Genomic DNA, 24,035 nt, shown 5'->3' on the forward strand with positions numbered 1-24,035 from the left:
CGTTAAGTTGACACCAATGGATGCCGCCCCGCCACTTGGGGCATTGGGCATTAAAGGCTCTTCCCTATGCCCTTGTGGGTGGAGTTTTTCATAGCAAATCAACTATGTTTTGCGACTGCCATCTAGAATACGTCTGCTAAATCCTGGCTTGGTGAATTCTGTTTCAATATGCAACTTAAATGTTGTCAGTTATGAGGGGCGCACTTACGATTAACTAATGACTAACGACTAACGACTAATTTATTAATGAAAATTGTATTTTTTGGTACACCCCAGTTTGCTGTACCTACGCTGGAAAAGTTATTGAATCATTCAGAATTTGAGGTGTTGGCAGTTGTCACTCAACCAGATAAACGCCGGGAACGCGGAAATAAATTGATCCCCTCACCAGTAAAAGCGATCGCTACTGCTCACAACTTACCAGTATGGCAACCTGAGCGGGTGAAAAAAGACACTGAAACTTTAACCCAACTTAAACAATCAGACGCAGATGTGTTTGTTGTTGTCGCCTATGGACAGATTTTATCGTCAAAAATATTGAAGATGCCAAAGTTGGGCTGCATTAATGTGCATGGCTCAATTTTACCCAAATATCGCGGTGCAGCGCCGATTCAGTGGTGTTTGTATAACGGTGAGAAAGAAACGGGGATCACGACCATGTTAATGGATGTGGGGATGGATACCGGCCCAATGCTACAAATAGCCACTACACCCATTGGATTACTGGATAATACCCAAGATTTAGCCGACAGACTAGCTGCGATCGGTGGAGATTTGTTGGTGGAAACTCTGTTGAAGTTGTCACGCCAGGAAATTCAACCAATTCCCCAAGATAATTTAGCGGCTACTTATGCACCTCTGATTCAAAAACCAGATTATGCTTTGGATTGGTCAAAAAGCGCGATCCAATTACACAATCAAATCAGAGGCTTTTACCCTAACTGCACGGCTACTTTTCGTAACAACCTGTTGAAAATAACCGCTTCGGCTCCCCTTGGTGCTGTAGGCGATGTCTGGCGACAAGCCGCTCCGCGTCTACGCAATCTCCTACCAGAATTGCAAGAAATAGCGGATAAATTACCCGATTTGTCAAACTTATCAGATCAACCGGGAGTTGTAGTGAGCATTGTTAAAGGAATTGGGGCGATCGTTCAAACTGGGGAAGGTTTGTTGCTGTTGCGAGAGGTTCAGCTAGCTGGTAAACGCCCCCAGTCGGGATGGGATTTTGTGAATGGTACCCGCTTAACTGTGGGAGAAGTTTTTGGTGCGGGGAGTTGAAGGGTTGGCAATTTTAGATTTTGAATTTTGGATTTTGGATTGAAGGAAAAAGTATTCGACCGACTTGTATTGAGCTTGCTTGCCCTTCTTCTTGCCGTTCGCGCAGCGTCTCTTAGAGAAGGGTCGAAGTAGCGCTCACACCGAAATCCAAAATCTAAAATCTAAAATTAAATCGCTTCTAACTTTTCATAAAAGCGGCAAGATTCGCAAGGGCCATCTGGGTTGACTGCACAGCGAATGAGTTCTGAATGAGCATTGTAACAGCAGGTGGCATCACCGATTACCCAACGTCCTGCTACCAAACTTTTCTCAGATGGTCGTTTAGCAGACTGTACATAAATGGCAATATTGTGCAAGCGGTAGCGTCCAGCTTGAAGTTTATATCTATGGCGGCGCTCTAAAACCGCATAGGTTTTACCTTCAAAATCAAGATAGTTTCCGGGTTGGGGTGTCCAATCAAGTTGCACTTTACCGAGAGACTCACGCGGGTGCGTCAGAATCACCTCGGTTTGTAAAGAGTCTGGCTCCATAAGCTTATGTGATTTGATTTACATTATAAGGATGGTATCGCGATCGCTTTCTTTAGCTTACCGAATTTAGATTACAACTAATGATTAACTCTTCGCGTCTCTACGGATTAGGGCAACCAAAAGTCAGGTAGGATAGATTTCCCCAAGTCACGCAGAGTTTGGTTGAGCGATCGCGCCACTTGAATATGCGCTTCATCCTCTTCTACAGCTAAAATCTTAGATGGCTGACCTTCTCCCAAATAAGACACCACCAAATTCGCCGCCTCCAAACCAGTAACATAAGCCTTTTCTTGTGACCAGGAACCATGACGGTTTACAATCCAATCCCCACTCATAAACACATTTTCAAAACTTGTCTTAGCAGGTAACATATAACGATAGCTACCAGGTGCAAAGTGAGTTACCGCTTGAGATAACCGAATTACACTGTTATCAATGATCTTTGCCTCTCGAAACGCTGGTACACAAGTTGCTAAATAACCCTGAACTATTGGTAAAATTTCCTCATCACTCAAACTGAGAAACTGATTCGCGTGATAAAAATCAGCTTCAATCACCGTTCCCGGCTCATTTTGATATTCATCATGTAGAGCATTCAAATCAAAAAACGTCCAACCTGTAGTTGCGTCGAACCCAAAACAAGCATTAGAAGGACGAGGAATATCAATTTTGCGGTCAAACCATAGCCGCGTTGCTAAAACATCAATTGCTCCTAAATTGCTCAAATTACGGAATTCTTCACGGCTTTGTAAACTAGGGCTAGTTGAGACAATTTTCTTCATCCCCGTGATCCCAACTGCAAAAATCACGGCATCTGCTTCAATTATTTCATCACCACAAACCACACCCTTAACTTGATTACTATCAACAATTAAGTCTGTAACTCGCCGCTTGGGTAACACTCGCGCACCAGCTTTTTCGATTCGTTCCACCCAAGGACAAAATATCTTTTCTCCAACAGTTCCCCGACACCAAACTACATCAAAATCCGGTTGATGAGCCAGAATAAAAAAGTAAAGCATCCCTAAAGTTGCTGCGGCTGAACATTGTTCACCAGGGGCAAATAAGCCCACTAATAACATTGGTTCAAACGCCTCGCGGTAAAGCCGTGCAGAAACGTTAAAGTCTTTGAACAACTCACGGGCAGTTACAAAATCATAGCGCCGCCAAGCCTCATCAGAATTATCAAAATCAACGACAGCATAAAGTAAAGGCAGGGCACTGAGACGGTCAATTAGTGGCAGCCGCTTAAACTGAGTGTAGAGAAAAGTTCCCAGTGGCGAGGGAAGTCGCGGTAAATCTTGAAAAATTGGTGATTCAACTTCCAAACCTGCTGGCGAATATTGCGAAGAACGAGTCCAAGTAGTAAAAGGACTAATTTCTAATTCATTGATTAGGGAAAAAATATTTTTGTAAGGATACCAAAAGCCATGAATGCCCGCTTCAACAGATTTTCCTGCTGGTGTTTGCCAACCTGCCACCAACCCACCGGGATAGGGACCTGCTTCTAGAAGCGTCACATCATAACCCTGTTTTGCCAAATGGTAGGTTGCTCCTAAACCAGCCCAACCAGCACCTACAACTACCACCCGTTTTTGTTGTAACCCTTCTACCATCCCAGCCTCCGATTGTTGCTGTCCATCAACTAATGTATACGAACTTGCCGCTCTTATCAGATGATGGGTTGCTATCCATGAAAGGGAGTGGGGAGTGGGGAACGGTTAAATGCGATTCTGGAGAATTCCATTGGTGATGCACTAAGCCAAAGCCAGCCGAACAGTCACTAAAAGCGGGGACAAAAATTGGTACTTGGTGTTGATAAGCAGCTTGCACTACAGATTGACCATAGTTACCCTGACGTTCTAAATAAACCGCTATCTGCTCAATAAATTCCCGTGAAGAATAGGGACGCTTCTCTAAATTCTCGGCGATTTCTGCGATCGTCATGTCACACACCCGCAGTTGATCTTCATCAATGTAGGTGTCATATATGCGGTCTATTTTATCTTGAGAATGCGATCGCCTAGCAATATTTAATCAGCGCATTGGCATCACCCGTTGGAGACATCGCATTTTCTCAGAAATCTTTTGGCTAATGGTAGGCTAACATACCTACAAAACTGGGCTTTTAGGACTTGTGTGTACACTTTAGCCTTGGTAAGGAGAGGTAAGTATTTGCTGAAGCAAATACGGGTGAGGTTCAGACTGTATTGCAGCGAAGTGGCAAGCGCTATATATTCCACCAAATTGAAAACAGTTATAGACTTTAAGGAAAGGCTAAGATAGAGCAATTCAGTAAAAATCCCTTGCGGTTAATGCTGAGTTGAGAGTATAACAGAAAACAGACTTAACTATTCATGAGGAATAATCACAATGAGTCAATTAGCAGATGTAAAATTTAGTCTGAATGACTTTGAATTACGAGATGGCATTTATTTTCCTAGCGACTATGAACAGTTGAATAATACTCAACATAAAAAAACATGGGATGCAATCGGGAAAACATATTATGGTTCCCAAAAAATTGAAAAAATTGCAGATACATCGCCCATCAAACAAGATTACACTCTGCTAACTGGTACACCAGGAGGTACTTGGAACAAATTTCCTTTGAATAAATCTGTTGGCTCTATTCTAGAGATTGGTTCTGGTTATGGCCGCGCACCTTTACATCTCTCGAAAGCAAAAAATCTAAGATGCGAGAAATATTATGGAATTGATATTTCTGAACCTTTATTACGACGGTTAATCAAGGTCAAACAAGAATATAACTTTTTCCCAGAAGCTCAATTTAACTTGATTTGCACTTCTGCTGAAATATTGCCTTTAGAAGATAATTCTATAGATTTGGTAATTTCTAACTGCGTTTTTATGCATATCCCAGATGCACAATTAAGAAAATTGTTGGCTGATATATCTCGCGTGCTAAAACCTGGTGGGATTTTTGTTTTTAATCATTCCTTTCACAACAAATCTTGTCCTTCTCATATTATCCATAACTTTGTGAGAAAGCTTAACCCATTTGTAAGAAATCCAGTTTATCTCAAGCAATATTCATCTGCTGAAATAGAAGAAATGTTAGCTACTGCTGGTCTAAAAACGAAGTGTCCACAATACATTGTCGAACCAACAGAAGAATATGCAATTTTGCCGGAAACCATCAAAGGAATCCCAGTACCCTTTGCTAAAGCCATCAACAGAAGTCTGAAGCCATCAGGTAATTTAAAAGAAACTTTGGCTTATGGTTTCAGTGCCTACAGCAGTAAACTGGATTAATTAAAAAAGTCTCTTTTTCTCACAATGGACTGAATACAAATAATCTACAAAAGCACAACAATGTTGTGCTTTTATTTTTACAATAAGTTATCACTAACTTTGTTTTGTCTTTTGGATTAGAGTCTAATTGTTTAGTCTAAACTCTAGCCAGTTAGCAATAAATGAATTCTTATACCAATTTAATGTGAAGTTGCATATATCTTGATCCCTCTAAATCCCCCCTAAAAAGAGGGACTTTGATAGATGTTTTTCCAGTTCCCCCCTTATTAAGGGGAGCCAGCGCGGTCTTGAGGTCTTCCTAAGTGGAGCGACTGACGTGGGCTAGGGGGGATCGAATTATATGCAGCTTCATAAAAAATTGGTATTAGTGATATCTGGTAACGTCTTTACTATTAAAGATAGTTAAAAAAGTAGTGCACTTAAATTGACCAATAGATGGAAGACTACATATCTTTGCCCCACAAGCAAAATATGCTTGTAAAATATGCGGAATTTCCACATTATGTGATCTAGGACATTGTTGAGGCAATTCTAAAATAAATTCTGAATTTGGATAAACTAAAATACTTTGATGCATCAAGTTCTTTCGCTGAAAATAATTATAAGCACAACGAGCTTTTAAAGGACTTTGCGTTTTAAATGTTACACGCCCCAAAAAATATTGGTTTCCACTCCAGACAAGATAATTTCCTAGCCCTTTCCAGAGTAATAAAAGTGCTTGAATATTACGGTATTCTTTTGCTATACACGCACGCCCAAGTTCTACAGTTTCCTGAAGTATAGAATCAGGAATATCATTTATATTAAAATATTTAGCAGCACTAAAGCCCAAAGCTTGAGAAGCCATTCTATAAGATTGCATTCGGTAATTCCCAACAATTTTACCAGTTGGTTTAAAGATGAGTATCAAATGATGACAAACCATATCGAATTCATCTTGATCTCTCTGGGTAAGATTAGAAGCAGAATATTCCAAACCTAGTTCAATATTAAAAATTTCAAAGCGCAATCTAAAAACATATTCTAATTCTTCTTTAGTAGAAGCAAGTCGGAGAATATATTTTTCGGTTTCAATTACTGGAAAATCTTTGATTAGACGGTCAGATATTAGTGGAAGTTTAATGTTCATCTTAGAATTTCTCATTAATAAATAATCATTACATGCTCACAATTTTTGCTGCTTGTTTAGCATTGCATGAGGATATCTCATGATTTAGTTAAGAGTTATTTATATATAAGTATTAGGAAAAAGTAAAGACAAAAAGTAAATATTTTAGGACATAATTACAGGCTTTATGTCTTAAGTAAGACCGTAATGTTTATATTCAATAATATTAAATACTCATTAGTAAATATTTCATCAAGATAATATGAAGTTGTATATGAAGTGACTCAGCTATTTTTTTTGATATGTATTAATCGAGTTTAAGGATATGCGTTATCAATCACTAGGAGAGTGAAAAGTTACAACTGAGGGGTTGATACTCACCATGACGATGTTTTGACGGGTACAACTTCCACCCTGACACTTCCAATACGGTTGGCTTAAGATCCCCCAACCCATTTTTTTAATGGGGTTAGGGGATTTTCAAAACATAAAAACGTTAACCGAACCGTATTGATACTCGATCGAACGCGAATCTTATTTAAAATTTGGATAGTTTTTGGGATTTCCTTCATTGATTGTTATGTGATTTACCAACTTTTAGGAACATTTTGGAACTAAAGTTGGTAAATTATGGATTAGTTGAGCTAATTCTTCCGCAGACAACTATGCCATTGGATTTATCGCCTCTTTGGATATCACTCAAAACTTCATTGCTTGCTACATTTATTACCTTCTTCTTGGGTATGGCTGCTGCCTACTGGATGCTGGGATATCGTGGCAAAGGTAAATCGTTGATTGAGGGTATCTTTATTGCGCCTCTGATTTTGCCTCCCACTGTTGTCGGCTTTTTGTTGCTGCTATTTTTTGGCAAAAATGGCCCTGTAGGGAAACTCATGCAGGCTTTTGATTTCACCATCGTCTTTACTTGGTATGGTGCAGCGATCGCAGCCACGGTAGTTTCTTTCCCTTTAATGTATAAAACTGCACTGGGAGCCTTTGAACAAATAGATGGTAATCTGCTGCGAGTAGCTAGAACCCTTGGCGCAACTGAAGCCACAATCTTTTGGCGCATCAGTTTACCCTTAGCGCTACCCGGCATTGTAGCTGCCACAATGCTCGCTTTTGCCCGTGCTTTGGGAGAATTTGGTGCGACATTGATGCTGGCTGGTAACATTCCCGGACAAACACAGACAATCCCAATGGCGATTTATTTTGCTGTGGAAGCGGGAGCGATGAATGAAGCGTGGTTTTGGGCGATCGCTATTATGGTAATTTCCCTGTCTGGAATTATTGGGGTTAACTTCTGGCAAGAATTGAGGGAGAAGAAGGCAGGGGGCGGGGGGCAGGGGGCAGGGGGAGAAATTCTCTACACTCCGCACTCTAACTTTGAATCTGGTGGATTATTTATCAACATTGAAAAAATCCTTCCTAGCTTTCATTTAAAAGTTGCTTTCAACACTGATGAGCAACCCTTGGGATTGTTAGGGGGTTCTGGAGCAGGTAAGAGCATGATTTTGCGCTGCCTTGCCGGAATAGAAACACCTACAACCGGGCGCATAGTTTTAAATGACAGAGTTCTGTTTGACTCAGAAAAAGGAATTAATTTACCCAGCCGCGATCGCCGCATCGGTTTTTTAGTGCAGAATTATGCCCTCTTTCCGCACATGAGTGTGGCACAAAATATTGCTTTTGGCTTGCCCAAAAACCTATCTGCTGGCAGTATTAGAGTGCAGGTAGAGGAGCAACTAATAGCAATGCAGTTGCAAGGATTAGGCGATCGCTATCCGCACCAACTTTCAGGGGGTCAACAACAACGAGTAGCTTTGGCAAGAGCTTTGGCAAGCCAACCGGAAGCGTTACTTTTAGATGAGCCATTTTCGGCACTTGATACCCATTTACGTAGTCAATTAGAGCAGCAAATGACAGAAACTCTTGCTGGCTACCAAGGTGTGACTCTATTTGTCACCCATAATATGGAAGAAGCTTATCGGATTTGCCCGAATCTGTTGGTACTGGAGCATGGTAGAGCTGTTCATTATGGTAGCAAACATGATATTTTCCAGCATCCTGCTACTGTCAGTGTCGCCCAACTAACTGGATGTAAAAACTTCTCCCGTGCTGTTCTCCAGTCATCGCAACAGGTGGAAGCGACTGATTGGGGTTGTACTCTTCAAGTAATTGAACCAATCAAGAGCAAATTATCTCACATCGGCATTCGTGCCCATCAGTTCATTTTTACCAACGACTCATCACAGGAAAACACCTTTCCCTGCTGGGTAGTACGAACCAGTGAAACGCCTCATCGAATGACGTTGTTTCTTAAACTACATTCGGCTGGCAAGAATTCTCAAGATTACCATCTGCAAGCTGAAGTCTTCAAAGAAAAATGGGTGACCATGAAAGACCAGCCTTTTCCTTGGTATGTGCGTTTAGATCCTCTGCGCTTGATTTTGATGGAGTGAACGCAGAGATATATGGGACGCGGGAAATTTTTTTAAAGAATATTACTTCAAGCGCCCAGACCCAAAGAGTCTGAGCGCTTGAATATTAGGTTGCAGAGAAACTTCTGCTAGTTAGGGGAATTATGCGGTCATCATTTGCATACTTCTGCAAGACTCTGCACACTTGCGACAAGCAGCAGCGCATTCCATCATTTTCATGTCATCGCTCATCATCTCACAGGCCATTGCAGTGCGATCGCACATTTCTGCACAAAGCATACAAGTACGTTCCATGAACTCAGAACCGCTCATCATCATATTCATGCACATCATGCACATTTCAGAGCAATCGCGCATCATGCTCATCATGCTCATCATGCTTTTGTCCATCTGCTTACCACCTTTGCTCATGCAGTAAGTCATGGTTTCCATGCACATTTTGTGACAGTCCATACAAGCATCCATACAAGCTTGCATTTCGGTAGTCATGGTTTCAGTCATCATCATCATCATCATAGGAAATACCTCTTGATTTTTTGATGCATAGATAGTGTCCTTGGAAGGACTACTCATAACATTAGTCTTCCTCTTTTAAAGAGTCAATGGGGTTTTTAATTCAGCTTTTATAAGCCTACTATCCCGATATAATTACCGGAAAATCAAACTTAATCTACGCTAGTTTGGTGTTGTTTTTTTGAGTATTGCTATGTATTAAGGATTAGAAACACCCATTTTAATGTGGGGTTTTCTTAAGTAAGTCAACTTTTCATTGGGGATCAAAAGTTATAGTTAAATCTAGATCAAAAATAATGTCATGTTTTTTAACAAATGCCTAAACAAAGCATTTGTTAACTTATATTAATTCAGTATTTATTAACTTATGTTAATGGAAGATAGGCACGCTTAAAAATTCATAATTCCTAATAAGATTTTAGACCCCACCTAAAACAAACCTATGTCTAAAGATAGGGATATAAAATCCTAAAATTAATTAAGAAAAATCAAGCTTACAACGCGGAATAAAAATCGGTTTTCTCCATACCCAATAACCAATAGCAATTTTCAAGCTAGAGCATTTTCTAAATCAGCTTGCAAATCTTGCTTATGTTCAATTCCTACCGAAAGACGGACTAAATTATCCTTGATTCCCCGCTGAAGTCGTTCCGCTTCTGGTAGAGAACCGTGGGTCATTTTGGTAGGATAGCAAAGCAGCGATTCCACACCACCCAAACTTTCAGCCAGCAAAAATAACTTGAGTCGAGAAGCGAATCTTTCAACCTCAGCAAAACCGCCTTTTAATTCCAAACTAATCATCCCCCCAAAGCCAGACATTTGCTCTTTTGCTAATTTATGCTGTTCATGACTGGATAACCCTGGATAATAAATGCGCTCGATTTTGGGATGCTTTTCTAAAAATTCAGCTAAAAATAAAGCGTTTTTTTCATGTTCTCGCATTCTCACAGCCAGAGTTTTAATTCCTCGCAGCACTAACCAGCTATCAAAAGGACTAGGAATTGCCCCGATCGCATTTTGATAAAACTTCAGGTCGGTGTATAGTTGCTCGTTAGATGTGATGACAGCGCCACCAATAATATCGCTGTGTCCCCCTAGATATTTGGTAGTGCTATGAACTACAATGTCAGCACCTAAATCTAATGGCGTTTGAAAATAAGGACTAGCAAAAGTATTATCAACGACTAAGATGATATTATTTTTACGGGCAATATTTGCTAGTGCGGCAATATCAATAATTTTTAACAGAGGGTTAGTAGGGGTTTCAATCCAAATCAGCTTAGTATTTGGTTGAATGGCAGTTTCAAAATCAGCGATGTTATCAATATCTACATAGCTAGTTGTAATACCCCAATTTTTTACAACTTTTTCTAGCAAACGATAAGTTCCACCATACAAATCATCACCAGCAACAATATGAGCGCCATTTTTGAGTAGACTTAATACTGTGGTAGTTGCAGCCAAGCCAGAAGCAAATGCCAAACCAAATTTTCCATTTTCAATAGAAGCTAAAGCCTCTTCTAAAGCTGTGCGGGTGGGGTTTCCCGTGCGAGAATATTCATATCCTTTATGTTTACCGATGGCTTCTTGTTCATAAGTAGAAGTCAAATAAATGGGGACAATAACAGCACCTGTTTGTGGGTCTGATTGCTGACCTTCGTGAATTGCTCTAGTCTCAAATTCCATAATTTTGCCTTGATTATTCTTGGTTTTGACTAATCCAATATCTGATTAAATCGGCTCTGGTAATTAAGCCAATAGGAACATCATGCCGCTTAATAATAATCCCAGTGCTTCCTGATAACAGCACTCGATAAGCTTCAGAAATATCTACTTCTTCATCGAGAATCGGCAGTGGTTTACCCATAACTGCCGAAACTTCCTGATTAGAAAAGTTGATGCCATCATGGAGAAATTTCATTAAAGAGGCTTCATTGACGCTTCCTACTACATGCTTATTATCAATCACAGGTAGCTGTGAAATATTCAGCTTTTGTAGGTAGTTTGTGGCTTTACTCAAGGTATCACGGGGACTGACAGCAATTAGAGAAGGAAAATCTGTTTTTTGAGCAAGAATTTCACCAATTTTGATACTTTTTACTGTTGTACCTTCCCAAAAACCATTTTCCTGCATCCAGGCATCGGAGTAGATTTTATTAATGTAGTTTCTTCCCGTATCTGGTAATAGGGCTACAATATACTTCGGCTCTGTTAATCTGGCTGCATACTTGAGCGCTGCGGCTACTGCTGTACCACAAGAACCTCCTACCAATAAACCTTCTTCTCGTGCTAAACGACGAGCCATATTAAAAGATTCTTTATCGCTAACCCGAACCATTTCATCAACTAATTGACGATTAAATGTTTTGGGAATAAAGTCTTCACCAATTCCCTCAACTTTGTAAGATTTTGGGGTGTCACCAGAAAGAATTGAACCCTCTGGATCTGCACCAACAATTACTATATTTGGATTTTGCTCTTTCAGATATTTAGCAACTCCTGAAATTGTACCACCTGTACCCATACCCGCAACAAAAACATCAATTTTGCCATTACTATCTGACCAGATTTCTGGGCCTGTAGTTAAGTAATGTGCTAAAGGATTATTCGGGTTTTCAAATTGATTTGGTCTATAGGCTCCTGGTATTTCTTTGGCGAGTCTTTCCGCTACACCGTTATAACTTTCTGGCGAGTCAGGCGGTACAGATGTGGGAGTAACAACTACTTCTGCACCATAAGCTTTGAGTAGGTTGATTTTATCCTGGCTCATTTTATCAGGCATGACTAAAATACAGCGATACTTTTTTACTGCTGCAATTAACGCCAGTCCCACACCAGTATTACCTGCGGTAGCTTCAATAATCGTGCCGCCTGGTTGCAGTTGACCTGTTTTTTCTGCGGCTTCAATCATCGTGAGGGCAATTCTATCTTTGGTACTCCCGCCAGGATTGAGATATTCTACTTTGGCATAAATACTTGAGTGAATGTCTTCGGTAATTTTGTTTAGTCTGACTAATGGAGTTTTACCAATTGCTTGTAAAATGTTACTGTAAGTAGCCATATAGCAGTCCTAAATAATTTCTAAAATCATTTATTTATCATCTTCGTTTTCCACTATTTGGGAAGATAAGAGAATAAATAAATCTTAGGATTTCGGTTGTAGATTTGATTGCAATTTGAGTAAGCGATCGCTAGCTATTTTTAATGTCTCAGGTCTTTTGCTAAAACAAAATCTGATCAATGAATGTCCTTTTTCTGGTTGGCTGAAAAAGCTGGAACTAGGAACTACGGCCACACCAATATTTTTAATTAGATGGTAAGTGAATTCAACATCTGTTTTGTAGCCAAATTTGGAAATATCTGCAAGAACGTAATAAGCTCCCTTGGGAACGAAATAGGGAATGCCAACTTGATCTAGAATTTGTAAAATGCTATCTCGCTTCTGCTGATAAAGTTTGGCTAGTTCTTCATAATAGGATGGTGGCAGTTGCATGGCGGCAACTCCGGCTCGTTGTAATGGTGCAGGTGCACCAACGGTGAGAAAATCATGGACTTTGCGAATCGCTCCTGTTAATTCGGGGTTTGCCAAAATGTAGCCAACTCGCCATCCGGTGACGCTATAAGTTTTGGATAAACCGTTAATAGTAACGGTGCGTTCTTCCATTCCGGGAAGGGTTGCTAGGGCAATATGTTGAGTGCCGTCATAGAGAATATGTTCGTAGATTTCGTCTGTGAACGCTAACACATCCCACTTTTGACAAAGTTCAGCAATTAGGGTGAGTTCTTCACGGGTGAAGACTTTACCTGTAGGGTTGTGGGGTGTGTTGATAATAATAGCTTTGGTATTGGCATTGAAAGCTTGACGCAACTGTGCTTCATCAAATGTCCAATGAGGGGGATGCAGTGTCACGTAGCGGGGTATAGCACCAGCTAAAATGGCATCGGGGCCATAATTTTCGTAATACGGCTCAAATACAATTACTTCGTCACCGGGATTAACTGTTGCTAGCATCACAGATGCCATTGCTTCTGTGGAACCACAGGTAACAGTAATTTGGGTTTCGGGGTCTATATCTAAGCCGAGATACCAGCGGACTTTTTTGGCGATCGCATGACGAAAGGGGCGATCGCCCCAAGTAATGGCATACTGATTAACATCTGCCTCTATTGCCTCATAAGCTGCCTGTTTCAACTCCAAGGGACAGGGAAAATCGGGGAATCCCTGCGCCAAATTCACTGCATCATGTTGCAGTGCCACCCGCGTCATTTCTCGAATCACCGACTCTGTAAACTGTTCTGCCTTCGCTGATATTTTTTGGCGCACAATCTCACTCACCCCTATACCTCCGTATTGCAGTTATGCGGAAATTTCTGTAAACCCGATAGAATCCATAATATCGATAGATTTATCGTAGTATACTCAAATTCCAGATCCAGGGGGAATAGAACCTTATTATCTATATACTGAATTATTGAGATTAATAGTCAATTATTGAAGTACTGATCCAGAATCATCATGAAATCTTTGCACCGTCCCGATCTCTATAGCTGGTCTAATTTCAATCCGGCAAGAAATATTGATTTCAATGGGATTGCCTGGATTCGCCCAGATGGCAACATCTTGATTGACCCAGTAGCCCTATCAAACCATGATTGGAATCATCTGAAATCCCTCGGTGGTGTGGTTTGGATTGTGCTGACAAATTCTGAGCATATCAGGGCAAGTAAAGAAATTGCCGATCAAACATACGCTAAGATAGCCGGCCCTCTGGCAGAAAAAGACACTTTTCCCATACATTGCGATCGCTGGCTGTCTGATGGTGAAGAATTTGTCCCAGGGCTGGAGGTGATTGAACTCCACGGTTCTAAAACTCCCGGTGAATTGGCTCTGTTACTGGAGGAGACAACTTTAATTACAGGGGATTTAGTCCGGGCACGCAAAGCAGGGAGCTTGACGATTTTACCAGATGACAAACTTCTGAATCGAGAAGAGGCTGTTGCTTCTGTGCAGAGGTTGGCTCAACTGAGTCGGGTAGAAGCAGTGCTGGTGGGCGATGGATGGCCTGTTTTCCGCGATGGACGCGATCGCTTGCAAGAACTTGCAGCAACGCTGTAAATGGGTGGGTGCGATCGTCAGTTTGAATATTGGGGGAGTTCTGGCCGGTTGTTGCCTAAACTCCTCCAATTTTTTATAGAAGTGCTGCTTTGATTCATGTAACTAGGTTATGTTGATTGTGCTTTTAAGTACTGTTGCTACCAATACTGAACTTTTGAGAAATAAAAGCTACAATTTACCTCAAGTATAGTAATAATTTACATAAGTAAAATGAGAGTTCATATTGATAAAGATTGGACTTTTATAGAAGCAGCTAAGGCATCTTGGACATACAGAGGTGGAGGTATCCAAGGAGCCGGTTGGCGTCTTGGAGTTCTTAGAGCTTGGGGGTGTGCCGTTGGTAAAAAGCGTGCCCTCCAAGAATTTGATAAGGCAGTAGAAGAGTATGGTATTGAAGAAATTACAAAAGCATTAAATATAGCCCCATCCTCTATTAAAAAACTTAGAAAGTTTTACTCCAATCTTCCTAGTGAGACTATAGAAGTTCTTAGGGTCTTAAAAGCCACAATAAAATTAGATTCCCCTGTTGATTTAGAAGAAGATAGACAGTATGAGTTTAAACAAGTTAAAGGAAATAATCCTGTCGATTCAATCAAAAATACAGCTGATGAATATGCCGTTGCATATCTAAATAGTGAGGGAGGTAGTGTTCTTTGGGGAATACGTGATTCAAATAGAACTGTCTGTGGAGTTAAGTTAAATTACCAAGAGAGGGATAAACTCAGAAGAGAAATTTCTCAAAAACTTGCGGTAATTCAACCTGCTATTGATCCAACAGCATATAGAATTGAGTTACACAAAGTTTGTGATCAAAAGAATGAATTTATAGATGATTTATATCTTATAGAAATGACTGTTCCAGCATCTAATTCTTCAAGGCTCCACTTTACTGGAGGAAATGAGACATTTGTCAAGGTTGATGGAGCAAAAAAGAAGCTTACTGGGCCAGAAATACAAGATTGGATAATACGACGCTTAGATATAAATAAAGAGGAGCTTCAAAACCAAATATTAATACTTTTACGCTCTTGGAATGCCAATTAAAAATTTTCATACGAGAAGGGAAGGAGAAGTTTTGTTCGTTGGACACATTGTCCTAGCTATCTCCTCAAGCCATACAAGAGTCATTTATTTGATCTAAGTGCTGATGACACTAGCGATAATTTGTTATCAATATATAGACAGTTAATAACTTGACTGACTAGCTAAATCAAGAGGGGAAGGATGAACAGTCGCCGCGTTGTCATTGTTGGCGCTGGATTCGGTGGGTTGCAAGCTGCCCAATCTTTAGCTAATTCTGGTGCAGATGTATTATTAATCGATCGCAACAACTATCACACCTTTGTACCGTTGTTGTATCAGGTTGCCACAGGTCAATTGGAACCTGAGTACATTGCTTACCCTATCCGCACGATATTACGGCGATTCTCTTTCCGGCGAAATAAGTCTAAGGTTCAGTTTTTGATGGCTGAAGTTGAGCAAATTGATTTTTCAAGGCAAACTGTTGAAACAGATAGTTGTTCAATCACCTATGACTTTCTTGTACTTGCAACTGGAAGCCAAACCCAGTTTTTAGGAGTTCCTGGAGCTTTAGAATATGCTTTCTCAATGAGAACATTAAAAGAAGCAATAGCAATCCGAAATCAAATTTTCTCTTGTTTTGAGGCAGCTATCCAGGAATCTGATTCATCACGACGCCAAAAACTGCTGACATTTACCATCGTCGGTGGTGGGGCGACGGGTGTTGAGGTTGCAGGTGCTTTCGTTGAAATGCTTCGAGGCCACTTACGTCGAGATTATCCGACACTTTTGCAGCAAGTGAGGTTAATTATCGTCCAATCTGGCGATCGCTTATTGGGCGATTTGCCAAAGAAGTTGGGAGCTTACACCTACAAACGATTACATCAACTAGGAGTAGAAGTTTATCTACAAACAAAAGTGACTAGAGTCACTTTTGAATCTTTACATCTGCAAAACGATGAGGTAATTCCCACTGCAACCGTCATTTGGACTGCGGGGTTAGAGGCGAATTATCCCACAACATCCGAGGAGGTATCTTCAGCAAAGAAGGGAAAGTTAGTTGTTCATCCCACCCTACAACTGCTAGAGCAACCCAATGTTTATGCCATTGGGGATCTGGCATATATGGAACAGAACGGTAAACCATTAACTGGGGTTGCACCAGAAGCACTTCAGCAGGGTGTTGCTGTCGCTCGAAATATTCAACGGCAATTCCGAGGTAAAGCACCAGAGCCTTTTAGCTATTTTAACAAGGGAAGATTAGCGATTATTGGCTGTTATTCAGGTGTGGGAAAAATTGGCGCATTTGCCTTTACAGGATGCTTGGCTTGGCTGATGTGGCTAGGAGTTCATTTAGTATATCTTCCTGGCTATCGCAGTCGTTTGCTAGTATTACTTACTTGGTTTCACACTTACTTATTGCGCGATCGCTCAGTTCGCTTAATTCTGTCTATGAAAGAACTTAGCCCTCAAAACCGCTAAGTGCTTCCCAATTTCTGCAATTGAAATCAATTACAGTCGGCTTACCATAGTTGGAGTTCAGGCAATGAATGAAAATAGAAACTACATTAGTCTCAAATCAAAGGATGTTGCGATCGCCTATTTGTTGCTGCGAATTCTCATTGGTGTGAATTATTTTAATCACGGATTCACTCGCATTTTTAACATCCCTGGATTCGCTGAAGATACTGTCAAAGAACTAGCAAATTCTTATTTTCCAGAATTTCTGGTGAGAATCAATTCTTACTTAGTGCCCCCTGTAGAGTTAATTGTCGGCGTGTTAATCACACTTGGGTTAGCAACCAGAAGCGCTTTAATTGTCACCTTTGCCTTGATGATCATTCTAAAGTTGGGAGTGACATCAATACAAAACTGGGGTGCAGCTACTTCTATGCTTTCTTACGGGATTGTGCTGTTTATTTTGCTTGCAGGTAGTAGCTTTAATATTTACTCCCTCGATCACTGGAGAAGAAAGAGACAAAATCTTGCAGACTCAGGAGCAGATCATGAACAAGGTAGAGTCAACTTCTTTAGAAATAACTTTTGGGTAAAACATCGGCGACAGAATCGTTTGTCCAATCATAGTAATTTTAGATAATTGAGTCAGAATTCAGGAGTCAGAATTCAGGAGTCAGAATAAAGACGCGACGTTCGTTCGCCTTTGGCGTCTCCCCTTGGGAGAAGACTCGCTAACGCTACGAAGCACCGCCAGTCATACAGAAAACATTTCTGTTAGCGGATAGCTAAGGTTTAGCCCATTCTGACTCCTGATACCATTTCACGAAAATCTTGATACATATAGATTTTTCGTAGGGGTAAAGCACTGCTCATTGGTGTCAACTTAACGCGAAACCGCACGTCCGCCAGGGATTGTAAATCCCTGTCTCATAGCTAAAGTCATCTGAAGATGACTAGATATCCCCAAAAATATTCAGTCTACNNCCCTTACCCACGTATTTGTATCGTTACTAAAGTGAAATGGTATGACTCTTAAATTCCAATACAGTTCAGATAAGCCCAAAACACTTGTAGAGACGGCGATTCATCGCGTCTTCAAAGACAAATTATCTACATCAGTAACCTTAACCCAAGCGTATTGTCTTAAATTCTGTTCGATAAATACTAGTAAATTAATAGGGTAGCACAGCTAGCTGTGCTACCCTACTCGTGAATTGTGGTTGAAATAGATGAAAAGGCTTTAAGAAGAAAATCAAACAACACCGTATGATGGTAGTCGGTAGCATTTATGTCTGATACTTTCTTTTTTGCCTTAAAAGAATATCAGGTAAGCCACTTCCTGATTCCGTAACGGTAGAATGTGGAAGCTTTCACTGATTAACCTAGCTGGAGAACACTTATGTCGAAGGAAAGAAAAAGCAATAAAGAAGTTAAAAAACCTAAAAAAGATCCCAAAGACAAAAAAGAGAAACCAGACACAAACAAATAGGACAATTTAGGTTAGTAGGTGTGATGTCTACGAGAGACTACACCTACGCAACTTATCAAGCAGGAGTAAATTTCAGCGAAACACCGTTCATACAATAGCGCTTACCAGTGGGTGCAGGGCCATCATCAAAAACATGGCCCAGATGACCACCACAACGACTACAATGCACTTCAGTTCTGGTCATAAACAACGATCTATCTACAGTAGTAGCGATCGCACCTTCAATCGGGTTAAAAAAGCTGGGCCAGCCAGTACCACTATTAAATTTGGTATCAGACGTAAACAGTGGTTGTTCACACGCAGCACAATAATAAGTGCCATTGTCGTATTCCTTATCCAATGGGCTGGTGTGAGCGCGTTCAGTGCCATGTTTACGCAATACACGAAACTGTTCTGGCGTTAAAATCGTCCGCCACTCTTCTTCAGGTTTAGTAATTTCAAATCCACTCTTAGAAGTTGTCATCGCTTCTGACCCCCAATTGATATACCTTGATAACAATGCCGTGCCGACTATTACTGCACTAGCCTGTAAAAAATACCGTTTGTCCATATATCTATTATTTTCTATTTTCCGGTTCACTGGCCAATCAACTCCAGTACGGAATTCCCTACATGAATGAATATAATTAGCGATCGCCCTGAATTAGCCCTGATAGAATGATTAAAATTAGCTAAGAAACAACAAGATATTGCTCAACAGAATTTATCGAACAGAATTCAGGAGTCAGAATTCAGAATGTTTTTTGTATGACTGGCGGTGCTTCGGAGAGGTAGCGAGTATTTTCGAGTCGCGTCTTTATTCTGGCTTCTGACTTCTGAATTCTTCTTCAATCTTTTTAGATGATTGAGCGATCGCTTGAAAAAGAACCCTGCTTTTATTTGGTTAGTAGCGATCGCTCCCTATATTGAAGCCACTGTGTAATGGTAATACGCTTTTTTGGTCAGGTTAGCCAGTAAATTAGAAGTAGGGCGTAAAAAAATAAACTCAATGAAAGCGATGTCTAACGACAGGCCGCAAGGCGTCTGCGCTTCTGAACTTGCATCTATCGTCGGTGAAGAAAATGCTATTTGCCTTTGGGAAAATATCGAACTCAGTCAGCAAAAACGTATTCAACAGGCTATAGCTTCTGGAAAGCTTCCCAGTTGTATCGTCTATCCCCGCAGCCAAGAACAGCTAGCCGCAGTCATTGCCACTGCTTACACAAACAACTGGCGCATTCTCCCCTGTGGTAGCGGCAGTAAACTTAGCTGGGGCGGTTTAGCTAAGAGCATTGATGTTGTAGTTAGTACAGAACGCATCAACCAACTGATTGAACACGCAGTTGGCGATCTAACTGTCACCATAGAAGCTGGGATGAAGTTCTCCGATTTGCAAACACTTTTGGCAAAATCGCGACAATTTCTCGCCCTTGATCCCACAGCACCAGAGTCAGCAACTATTGGCGGTATTGTCGCCACAGGTGATACAGGTTCTCTGCGACAACGCTATGGTAGTGTGCGCGACCAGTTACTAGGTATTACCTTTGTGCGTGCTGATGGAGAAATCGCTAAAGCTGGGGGAAGAGTAGTCAAAAATGTTGCCGGATATGACTTGATGAAGTTGCTTACGGGGTCTTATGGCACATTAGGCTTTATTAGTCAACTAACTTTTCGTCTGTATCCGCTAGCAGAAGCATCGGGAACAGTAGTACTGACTGGTAGTGCAGAGGCTATATCCCAAGCGGCTGATATCCTTCGAGGTTCGGCGTTAACACCAGTTCAAGCCGATTTGTTATCAACTAAATTGGTATCTAGTTTAGGTTTGGGTCAAGGATTGGGATTAATTGCCCGCTTTCAAAGTATTAGTGAGAGTGTTAAAGAACAGTCAAACCGAGTTTTGGAAGTAGGGCAAAAGTTAGGTTTAAATGGGGCAATTTTTGCAGATGATGATGAAGCTAATCTATGGCAGAGATTGCAAGAACGAATACATACTCCTGCTACAGAAACAGTAATTACCTGCAAAATAGGAGTGTTACCTACTGCTGCTGTAGACATTTTGAATCAAGTTGAGTTAGGTTTAATTCATATCAGTAGTGGTTTAGGTTTGTTACAATTAGAGAGTAAAAATCAAGTTTTGAAAATCCGAGATCGCACTCAAGCGAATAGTGGTTTTTTAACAATTTTGTCAGCACCAATGGCGGTTAAAGAACAAATAGATATTTGGGGTTATACGGGAAATGCTTTGCCTTTGATGCGCCGTATTAAGGAACAGTTTGATAGTAAGAATATTTTAAGTCCTGGTCGGTTTGTAGGTGGTATTTAAGAAACAAACCGCAGAGACGCTAAGGATGCTGAAATAGAGAGGGGAAAAATAGTTATGCAAGTTTCAGAAAATTCTGTTAATAATACGGCTAGTTTAAAGAATTTGAAGAGCTTTGATGAAAGTCATCCGCCTGACCCGAAGTTAATTGATAGTTGTGTACACTGTGGGTTTTGTCTTTCGACTTGTCCCAGTTATCGAGTGCTTGGTAAGGAGATGGATTCACCTAGAGGACGCATCTATTTAATGGATGCAATTAATGAGGGTGAAATTGCTCTCAATACGGCAACAGTGGAACATTTTGATTCTTGTTTGGGCTGTCTTGCTTGTGTAAGTACTTGTCCGTCTGGCGTGCAGTATGATAAGTTGATTTCTGCAACTCGTCACCAAGTTGAACGAAATTATCCCCGCAGTTTACCAGATCAATTTTTTCGTCAACTGATATTTTCTCTGTTTCCCTATCCCAATCTTTTACGGATTTTACTAGTTCCGTTATTGGTTTATCAAAAGTTGGGGTTTGCTAAATTTTTTCGCGCTACGGGTTTACTCAATAAAATATCGCCCCGTTTGGCAGCAATGGAATCAATTCTGCCAGAAATTACTCTCAAATCTTTTCAAGATAATTTGCCTAATGTAATTCCTGCTCAAGGTGAGAAGCGTTACAGAGTCGGGGTAATTTTGGGTTGCGTGCAGCGACTATTTTTCTCCCCCGTGAATGAAGCAACGGTACGAGTTTTAACAGCGAATGGTTGTGAAGTAGTGATTCCCAAATCTCAAGGTTGTTGTGCGGCCCTTCCCGAACACCAAGGACAAACAGAACAGGCGAAAGCTTTAGCAAAGCAGATGATTGATAGTTTTGCTAACACTAATGTAGATTTCGTAATTATCAATGCTGCTGGTTGTGGTCATACTTTAAAAGAATACGGTCACATTTTAGAAGATGACTCAGAATATCGGGAAAAGGCCAAGGATTTTGCAGCTAAAGTTAAAGATGCTCAAGAGTTTTTGGCAACTGTTGGTATAACAGCGAAACTGTCGCCACTGACTGATAAACCCTTGAATTTAGTTTATCAAGATGCTTGTCATTTATTGCATGGTCAAAAGATTAGCGTCCAACCGCGTCAGGTATTGCGGCAAATTCCAGGGGTGAAGTTGAGAGAACCAATAGACGCAGCTTTGTGTTGTGGTAGTGCCGGGGTTTATAATATGCTGCAACCAGAAGTTGCTGAAGAATTGGGTCAGCAAAAAGTGCAGAATTTGTTGAATACTGGTGCTGAGTTAATTGCTTCTGCTAATCCGGGGTGTACTTTGCAGATTACTAAACATTTGCAGTTGCAAGGTAAGAAGATTTCAGTTATTCACCCGATGGAGTTGTTGGATTATTCGATTCGGGGTGAAAAGTTGAAATTGTAGATATTTCTTTCTTGTAGGATAGGCATCTTGCCATTGGTGTCAAGTTAAGCTCAAACGCTTATCCCACAGGGATTTTAACCCACCCTAACCCTCCCCTTGCAAAGGGGAGGGAACTAAATTTTCTACTTCCCCCCTTTGCAAGGGGGGACTGAGGGGGGTAATTTGACTTGTGTGTACACCGTAGCCTTGCAAAGGGAAGGGAACAAGATTTTCTGGTTTCCCCCCAATGCATCGCTACGGTGTACACACAAGTCCTAAAAACCTAGCTTGATAAGCATTTCCTCGTTCCCAGGCTCCGCCTGGGAATGCATTCATNNCTAATCAGGCATTCCTATGCAGAGCATAGGAACGAGATAAACGAGAGAACAGTTAATCAGTCATTTTGAAGAAGTTTTTTCCGAAATAGCCGCTTTATCGTCTGTATAATCACTGAAATGGGCAAGAGCGTCAGGCTGATTTCGGGTGATTTGTGATGAAACTAGATTTAGTTAGGTTTTTTCAGGCTTGCAACCCCAGTAAAACTTTGGTTGTGAGTAAACCGGAGGATAGACAATATTATATTGATTTCTCTAAAGTGCGTGGTGCCAAGATTATTGAAGAACTTGGGCGAACTATCACCCGCCTTTCACCTGAAGAACCGACCTGTCAATTGTTTACCGGACATATCGGCTGTGGCAAATCTACTGAGTTACTGCGGCTAAAGGCAGAGTTAGAGCAGCAGGGATTTCATGTGGTTTATTTCGAGTCTAGTCAAAGCCTGGATATGGCTGATATTGATGTTACAGATATTTTACTGGCAGTAGCTCGTGAAGTGAGTCAAAGTCTGGAAGCAATCAAAATTAACCTGAAACCAGGATACTTTAAGAATCTATTTACGGAGATTTCCGAGTTTTTGCAAACGCCGCTAGATATTGGGGTTGAGGCTGAATTATCTGTAGGTATTGCTAAGATTACCGCCAAAACTAAAGATAGCCCCAAACTTCGCGGTCAGTTACGGCAATATTTAGAACCGCGCACTAATGGCATTTTAGAATCAATTAACAAAGAATTGCTCAGGCCTGCTAGAGAAAAACTCAAGCAGCAAGGTAAAAAAGGGCTGGTGGTAATTATAGATAATCTCGACCGAGTGGATAATTCTTTGAAGCCTTCGGGTTATTACCAGCCAGAATATCTCTTTGTGGAACGGGGTGAACAGTTAAACCAGTTAAATTGTCATGTTGTTTATACCATTCCGTTAGTGTTGATTTTTTCCAACGCTTTAGGAAGGTTAACAAATCGCTTTGGCGTAGACCCCAAGGTTTTGCCGATGGTTCCTGTGCAATTACAAGATGGTTCACAATTTTCGCAGGGAATCATGCTGCTGCAACAGATGGTCATGGCGAGGGCTTTTCCTGGTGTCAGTTGGGAACAAAGTCAGAATCTAATTACCGAGGTTTTTGATAGTCCTGATACTTTAGAGCGACTTTGCCGAGTTAGCGGTGGTCATTTGCGTAATTTGCTGATGCTGTTGTTTCGTTGTCTTCAGCAAGAAGACCCACCTTTGTCGCAAGAGTGCGTAAATAGAGTGATTAAACAACGCTGCAATGAGCTAACTTTGGGAATCACACCCGATGAATGGGAATTATTGCGTGAGGTGACGCAAGAGAAAAGCTTGAGAGGTCATGAAAGATACGAACTTTTGCTCCGCAGTATGTTTGTATTTGAATACCGGAATGATGATGGTTCCTGGTTTGATATCAATCCGATTTTGGCTGAAGCTAAGGAATTTAGGTTATAAATCGGCGTATATGAACAATTACCCCCCTTAATCCCCCCTTGTAAAGGGGGGAAACCGGAAAATCTTGTTCCCTCCCCTTTGCAAGGGGAGGGTTAGGGTGGGGTAAAACCTTGGTTAATCAGCTATTTCAGATTTGTGTGTACACGGTAGCCCCGTTTGCAGGGAGAGGTTGGGGGTGGGGTGTAATGACTGTGGTTAGCATAACTATATTATGCGGACATGATATCAGGGTTCACGGGAGTGGTTCCAGGGTTCATGGGAGTGGTTCCGGGGTTTACGGGAGTGGCTCCAGGGTTTACGGGAGTGGTTCCAGGGTT

19 protein-coding genes are annotated in these 24,035 nt (G+C 41.0%); 10 read left to right on the top strand and 9 right to left on the bottom strand.

Annotation, left to right across the window (positions count from 1 at the left end; all coding sequences use genetic code 11):
* The first annotated feature begins 246 nt into the window (after positions 1 to 246).
* A complete protein-coding gene (fmt, locus tag A4S05_RS25200) occupies positions 247 to 1,278 on the top strand; it encodes a methionyl-tRNA formyltransferase (RefSeq protein WP_069072522.1) in 1,032 nt (343 codons plus the stop codon).
* Between the two features lie 167 nt (positions 1,279 to 1,445).
* Here fmt and A4S05_RS25205 read toward each other — a convergent pair whose 3' ends face one another.
* The 3 genes from A4S05_RS25205 to A4S05_RS25215 form a co-directional block, all read right to left on the bottom strand.
* Positions 1,446 to 1,808 carry a DUF6464 family protein gene (locus A4S05_RS25205; protein WP_069072523.1) on the bottom strand — a complete coding sequence of 121 codons (363 nt, stop codon included), beginning with the start codon at positions 1,806 to 1,808 and terminating at the stop codon, positions 1,446 to 1,448.
* Between the two features lie 107 nt (positions 1,809 to 1,915).
* A complete protein-coding gene (locus A4S05_RS25210; protein WP_069072524.1) occupies positions 1,916 to 3,424 on the bottom strand; it encodes a hydroxysqualene dehydroxylase in 1,509 nt (502 codons plus the stop codon).
* Positions 3,425 to 3,449: 25 nt separating this feature from the next.
* Entirely contained in the window at positions 3,450 to 3,839 is a 390-nt protein-coding gene (locus A4S05_RS25215) for a deoxyhypusine synthase family protein (RefSeq protein ID WP_370684487.1), read from the bottom strand.
* A 342-nt stretch (positions 3,840 to 4,181) separates the two neighbouring features.
* Here A4S05_RS25215 and A4S05_RS25220 point away from each other — a divergent pair, with 342 nt between their 5' ends.
* Complete coding sequence (locus A4S05_RS25220; RefSeq protein ID WP_069072526.1) at positions 4,182 to 5,084, top strand: class I SAM-dependent methyltransferase; 903 nt, start codon at positions 4,182 to 4,184, stop codon at positions 5,082 to 5,084.
* A 364-nt stretch (positions 5,085 to 5,448) separates the two neighbouring features.
* Here A4S05_RS25220 and A4S05_RS25225 read toward each other — a convergent pair whose 3' ends face one another.
* Complete coding sequence (locus A4S05_RS25225) at positions 5,449 to 6,213, bottom strand: GNAT family N-acetyltransferase (protein ID WP_141699801.1); 765 nt, start codon at positions 6,211 to 6,213, stop codon at positions 5,449 to 5,451.
* A 644-nt stretch (positions 6,214 to 6,857) separates the two neighbouring features.
* Here A4S05_RS25225 and modB point away from each other — a divergent pair.
* A complete protein-coding gene (gene modB / locus A4S05_RS25230; protein WP_069072528.1) occupies positions 6,858 to 8,654 on the top strand; it encodes a molybdate ABC transporter permease subunit in 1,797 nt (598 codons plus the stop codon).
* Between the two features lie 120 nt (positions 8,655 to 8,774).
* Here modB and A4S05_RS25235 read toward each other — a convergent pair whose 3' ends face one another.
* The 4 genes from A4S05_RS25235 to A4S05_RS25250 form a co-directional block, all read right to left on the bottom strand.
* Positions 8,775 to 9,146 carry a four-helix bundle copper-binding protein gene (locus tag A4S05_RS25235; protein ID WP_069072540.1) on the bottom strand — a complete coding sequence of 124 codons (372 nt, stop codon included), beginning with the start codon at positions 9,144 to 9,146 and terminating at the stop codon, positions 8,775 to 8,777.
* Between the two features lie 549 nt (positions 9,147 to 9,695).
* The gene (locus A4S05_RS25240; protein WP_069072529.1) at positions 9,696 to 10,832 is read right to left on the bottom strand and encodes a cystathionine gamma-synthase; all 1,137 of its coding nucleotides are present in this window, start codon (positions 10,830 to 10,832) and stop codon (positions 9,696 to 9,698) included.
* Positions 10,833 to 10,845: 13 nt separating this feature from the next.
* Entirely contained in the window at positions 10,846 to 12,207 is a 1,362-nt protein-coding gene (locus A4S05_RS25245; RefSeq protein WP_069072530.1) for a cystathionine beta-synthase, read from the bottom strand.
* An 84-nt stretch (positions 12,208 to 12,291) separates the two neighbouring features.
* Positions 12,292 to 13,482, bottom strand: coding sequence for a pyridoxal phosphate-dependent aminotransferase (locus A4S05_RS25250; RefSeq protein WP_069072531.1), 1,191 nt, complete (start codon positions 13,480 to 13,482; stop codon positions 12,292 to 12,294).
* Between the two features lie 180 nt (positions 13,483 to 13,662).
* Here A4S05_RS25250 and A4S05_RS25255 point away from each other — a divergent pair, with 180 nt between their 5' ends.
* From A4S05_RS25255 to A4S05_RS25270, 4 genes are all read left to right on the top strand, one after another.
* Entirely contained in the window at positions 13,663 to 14,262 is a 600-nt protein-coding gene (locus tag A4S05_RS25255) for an MBL fold metallo-hydrolase (RefSeq protein ID WP_069072532.1), read from the top strand.
* Positions 14,263 to 14,472: 210 nt separating this feature from the next.
* Positions 14,473 to 15,306 carry an ATP-binding protein gene (locus tag A4S05_RS25260; RefSeq protein WP_069072533.1) on the top strand — a complete coding sequence of 278 codons (834 nt, stop codon included), beginning with the start codon at positions 14,473 to 14,475 and terminating at the stop codon, positions 15,304 to 15,306.
* A gap of 180 nt (positions 15,307 to 15,486) precedes the next feature.
* Positions 15,487 to 16,764: an NAD(P)/FAD-dependent oxidoreductase gene (locus tag A4S05_RS25265; protein WP_069072534.1), complete on the top strand. Its 1,278-nt coding sequence runs from the start codon at positions 15,487 to 15,489 to the stop codon at positions 16,762 to 16,764.
* Positions 16,765 to 16,828: 64 nt separating this feature from the next.
* Positions 16,829 to 17,380, top strand: a complete 552-nt coding sequence (locus tag A4S05_RS25270) for a DoxX family protein (protein ID WP_069072535.1) — start codon at positions 16,829 to 16,831, stop codon at positions 17,378 to 17,380.
* A gap of 904 nt (positions 17,381 to 18,284) precedes the next feature.
* On the opposite strand, the gene msrB is transcribed toward A4S05_RS25270, so the two are convergent.
* Positions 18,285 to 18,779: a peptide-methionine (R)-S-oxide reductase MsrB gene (gene msrB / locus A4S05_RS25275; protein WP_069072536.1), complete on the bottom strand. Its 495-nt coding sequence runs from the start codon at positions 18,777 to 18,779 to the stop codon at positions 18,285 to 18,287.
* Between the two features lie 438 nt (positions 18,780 to 19,217).
* On the opposite strand from msrB, the gene A4S05_RS25280 reads away from it, so the two are divergent.
* From A4S05_RS25280 to A4S05_RS25290, 3 genes are all read left to right on the top strand, one after another.
* Positions 19,218 to 20,531, top strand: a complete 1,314-nt coding sequence (locus A4S05_RS25280) for an FAD-binding oxidoreductase (protein WP_069072537.1) — start codon at positions 19,218 to 19,220, stop codon at positions 20,529 to 20,531.
* A gap of 54 nt (positions 20,532 to 20,585) precedes the next feature.
* Positions 20,586 to 21,941: a (Fe-S)-binding protein gene (locus tag A4S05_RS25285; RefSeq protein ID WP_069072538.1), complete on the top strand. Its 1,356-nt coding sequence runs from the start codon at positions 20,586 to 20,588 to the stop codon at positions 21,939 to 21,941.
* 472 nt (positions 21,942 to 22,413) lie between these two features.
* Entirely contained in the window at positions 22,414 to 23,718 is a 1,305-nt protein-coding gene (locus tag A4S05_RS25290) for a P-loop NTPase fold protein (RefSeq protein ID WP_069072539.1), read from the top strand.
* The last annotated feature ends 317 nt before the right edge of the window (positions 23,719 to 24,035 follow it).

This window comes from Nostoc sp. KVJ20 (assembly GCF_001712795.1).
GTDB lineage: Bacteria > Cyanobacteriota > Cyanobacteriia > Cyanobacteriales > Nostocaceae > Nostoc.